Annotated in this window: 3 protein-coding genes; all 3 read left to right on the forward strand. The window is 55.5% G+C overall.

From position 1 onward, the window contains the following. The first annotated feature begins 101 nt into the window (after nt 1-101). On the forward strand, nt 102-1217 hold the full coding sequence (gene zapE / locus ACLL9E_RS01685; RefSeq protein ID WP_411290011.1) for a cell division protein ZapE: 1116 nt from the start codon (nt 102-104) through the stop codon (nt 1215-1217). Nucleotides 1218-1229: 12 nt separating this feature from the next. Continuing rightward, on the forward strand, nt 1230-2672 hold the full coding sequence (locus tag ACLL9E_RS01690; RefSeq protein ID WP_411290012.1) for a M20/M25/M40 family metallo-hydrolase: 1443 nt from the start codon (nt 1230-1232) through the stop codon (nt 2670-2672). A gap of 131 nt (nt 2673-2803) precedes the next feature. Then, nucleotides 2804-3436 (forward strand): malate dehydrogenase (locus ACLL9E_RS01695; protein ID WP_411290013.1); only part of this gene is annotated, 633 nt, incomplete at its 3' end.

Genomic DNA, 3436 nt, shown 5'->3' on the forward strand with positions numbered 1-3436 from the left:
CGACCAAAAGATGAATGTTGCACGCACAGCCGCGATACTGGACGGCTGTACTGGTGCCCGGCATCCTCTGCCCCACCGCGTGACCAACAATGAGGCTACTTATGGTTAGTGTCACTCAAAGTTACGAAGCCTTGATATTAGCCGGCGAATTAAAGGGCGACCGCGATCAGGCAGTTGCAGTGGCCGCACTTGCCAAGGTGCAGGCCGAGTTGGAGGCCGTGCCGCCACGGGGCAGTACAATTTGGAGATTCCTTGTACGCAAGCCCGAACCCGCACGCGGGCTTTATCTGTGGGGCGGCGTGGGACGCGGCAAATCCATGTTGATGGACCTGTTTTTTGACAGCGTCCAAATAAAGCGGAAACGACGCGCACATTTCCACGAATTCATGATTGATATTCACGCGCGGTTGAAGGCGGAACGGGCGAAGGAAGAAGGCGACCCGATTCCCCCGATCGTGGCGACGTTGGCGGACGAAACGCGCTTGCTGTGCTTTGACGAAATGGTCGTGAACAATATGGCGGACGCGGCAATCATGTCGCGGCTTTTTTCCGGGCTGATCGCGGCGGGCGTGACTGTAGTGACAACGTCAAACCGTCACCCTGATGATTTGTACAAAGACGGCCTGAACAGGCAATTGTTTCTGCCCTTCATTGCGTTGGTCAACGGCGGTCTGGATGTCATCGCACTGGATGGGCCAACCGATTACCGGCGGGACCGATTGGGCAATGCAAAAACGTGGCTAGTACCCAACGGGCCAAAAGCCACCGCATCGCTCTCCGAAACCTTTTTCCGAATGACCGATTACCCGCCTGAAGACCGCGCGCATGTGCCCGTGCTCGAGCTTGATGTTGGCGGTGGGCGGATGTTGCACGTGCCAAAGGCGCTTAAGGGCGTTGCCGTGTTCTCGTTCAAGCGCCTGTGCGCGGAGGCACGCGGAGCGTCGGATTATCTTGCCATTGCGCGGCGTTTTCACACGGTCATCATGGTCGGCATCCCGGTGTTGGGCCCGCAAAATCGCAACGAAGCTGCGCGCTTTGTAACCTTAATCGATGCCCTGTACGAGTATCGCGTAAAGCTGCTTGCAAGCGCTGATGCTTTGCCCGATGCTTTGTACACAAAGGGAGACGGGCGGTTTGAATTTGATCGCACGGTTTCGCGGTTGCTGGAGATGCAATCCGAAAAATATCTGGCGCTGGGTCATGGTGCCGCTGATTAGAGGGGATATTATATGCGCATGAAAACTTTGTTGATATCAGCAACCTTGCTGACTGCGATTCCTGCAATAGCCGCGCCGCCGACCACAGCCAAATTATCGCCAGAGCGACAGAAGGCAACGCACGATATGTTCGAGCATGTAGTCAATATCCCCACCGTTTTCGGCCGCGGTAAGGTCCCGGAAATGGCCAATTATCTTGCCGAACAATATAAAGCGGCAGGTTTTCCGGCGGCCGATGTCGAAGTTGTGCCTTATGAAAGCACGGATTCTGTCGCCAACGTAACCGAGAAGACTGCCGCCCTCATCGTGCGCTGGAGCGCGCCTGGCAAAGCTAAGGCCAAGCCTATCATGCTTATGGGCCACATGGATGTCGTTGAAGCAAAGCGCGAAGATTCAACGACCGATCCCTTTATTCTAACCGAGAAAGACGGTTATTATTATGGCCGCGGCACAATTGATATGAAGGACGGTATTGTTGGTATCACCCAGGCCCTCATTGATCTCAGAGCTTCGGGTTTCAAACCTACGCGCGACATTGTGGTGTTTTTCACCGGTGATGAGGAAACAAATGGTGTCGCCGCCGACAAGGGCGCAACCGAATGGAAAGACAAGCTCAACGTCGAATATGGCTTGAACGCCGACGGTGGCGGCGGTGGGTTTTTCCCCGACGGCCGGGCGGCCGGCTTCCTGATGCAGACCGCAGAGAAGACTTTTGCAGGATATACGCTTACGGTGCGCAATCGTGGTGGGCATTCGTCCAAGCCGCGCAAGGACAATGCGATTTACAGCCTCGCGCATGCGATCGAGAAGATCGAGGCACACCGCTTTGAGCCGATGTTGAGCGAGACAACTCGTGCGTATTTCAGCGAACGTCAGAAGCAGGAAAAGGGTGAACTTGGTAATGCGATGCGCGCATGGTTGGCCAATCCAAAGGACGGCGCGGCGGCAGATGTCATCGAAGCCGATGAAGCCGAAGTTGGCCTGACGCGCACGCGTTGTGTACCCACGCGTCTATTTGGTGGACACGCCGACAACGCGTTGCCGCAATTGGCAACCGCAATGATCAATTGCCGGATATTCCCCGGCGTCGATCCGAATGATGTCCAGAAAGATCTGGCAGCGATAGTTGGTGACCCTGAAGTCATGGTCACGCGCAATGATGATTATGTAGCGTCGCTGTCATCGCCGCTGCGCCCCGATGTCGTCAAGGCTTTTACCAACGCCGTTCACGCCTTGCACCCAGGTGCACCGATTTCGCCAGAAATGTCTACAGGTGCCAGCGATGCACGCCCATTCCGAGTAGCGGGCATTCCAATTTATGGTGCGAATGGTGGCTGGGTCGTAGTTCCGGTCGATTACAGAGCGCACGGCAAGGACGAACGGCTGCCAATAAAAGCGCTCGACGACAATGTGGTGCATTGGAAGTTGATGCTAACGGAACTGACGGGGAAATAGTCATTAACGCTATTGCGAACTATTATCATAGAAAGCGTTAACTTCGGACCTTTATTGGGTTGTTATTGAACGGGAATCGGCGTAACGCCGCGACAATTCCGCTCAAAGCCTTAAGGGAAGGACAGTTTTTTATGGCTCGCAAGAAGATTGCACTCATTGGTGCCGGTAATATCGGTGGCACGCTCGCCCATCTCGCAGCATTAAAGGGCCTTGGCGACATCGTTCTGTTCGACGTTGTCGAAGGTGTGCCTCAGGGTAAGGCTTTGGATTTATCGCAATGCGGCCCGGTTGAAGGCTTTGACGCGACAATCACCGGCACCAACGATTATGCCGATATCGCTGGCGCCGACGTGATCATCGTGACCGCTGGTGTCGCGCGCAAGCCCGGCATGAGCCGAGATGATCTTCTTGGGATCAACCTTAAGGTGATGAAAGCCGTCGGCGAGGGCATTGCAGCCAACGCACCGGACGCATTCGTCATCTGCATCACCAACCCGCTCGACGCGATGGTATGGGCATTGCGCGAATTTTCGGGTCTGCCGCACCACATGGTTGTCGGCATGGCTGGCGTTTTGGACTCATCGCGCTTCAGCCACTTCCTTGCTGACGAGTTCAAGGTTTCGGTCAAGGACGTGACCAGCTTCGTGCTTGGCGGCCATGGCGACACGATGGTTCCCGTGATCCAATATTCGACCGTATCCGGCATTCCGGTGCCTGACCTGATCGCGATGGGCATGTCGACGCAGGAGCGCATTGACGCAATT

This window comes from Sphingorhabdus sp. (assembly GCF_046596595.1).
Classification (GTDB): Bacteria; Pseudomonadota; Alphaproteobacteria; order Sphingomonadales; family Sphingomonadaceae; genus Sphingorhabdus_B.

Excerpts from the sequence above, each read along its gene's own strand:
- ACLL9E_RS01690 (WP_411290012.1), top strand. The coding sequence starts at position 1,230 with ATGCGCATGAAAACTTTGTTGATATCAGCAACCTTGCTGACTGCGATT.
- zapE (WP_411290011.1), top strand. The coding sequence starts at position 102 with ATGGTTAGTGTCACTCAAAGTTACGAAGCCTTGATATTAGCCGGCGAA.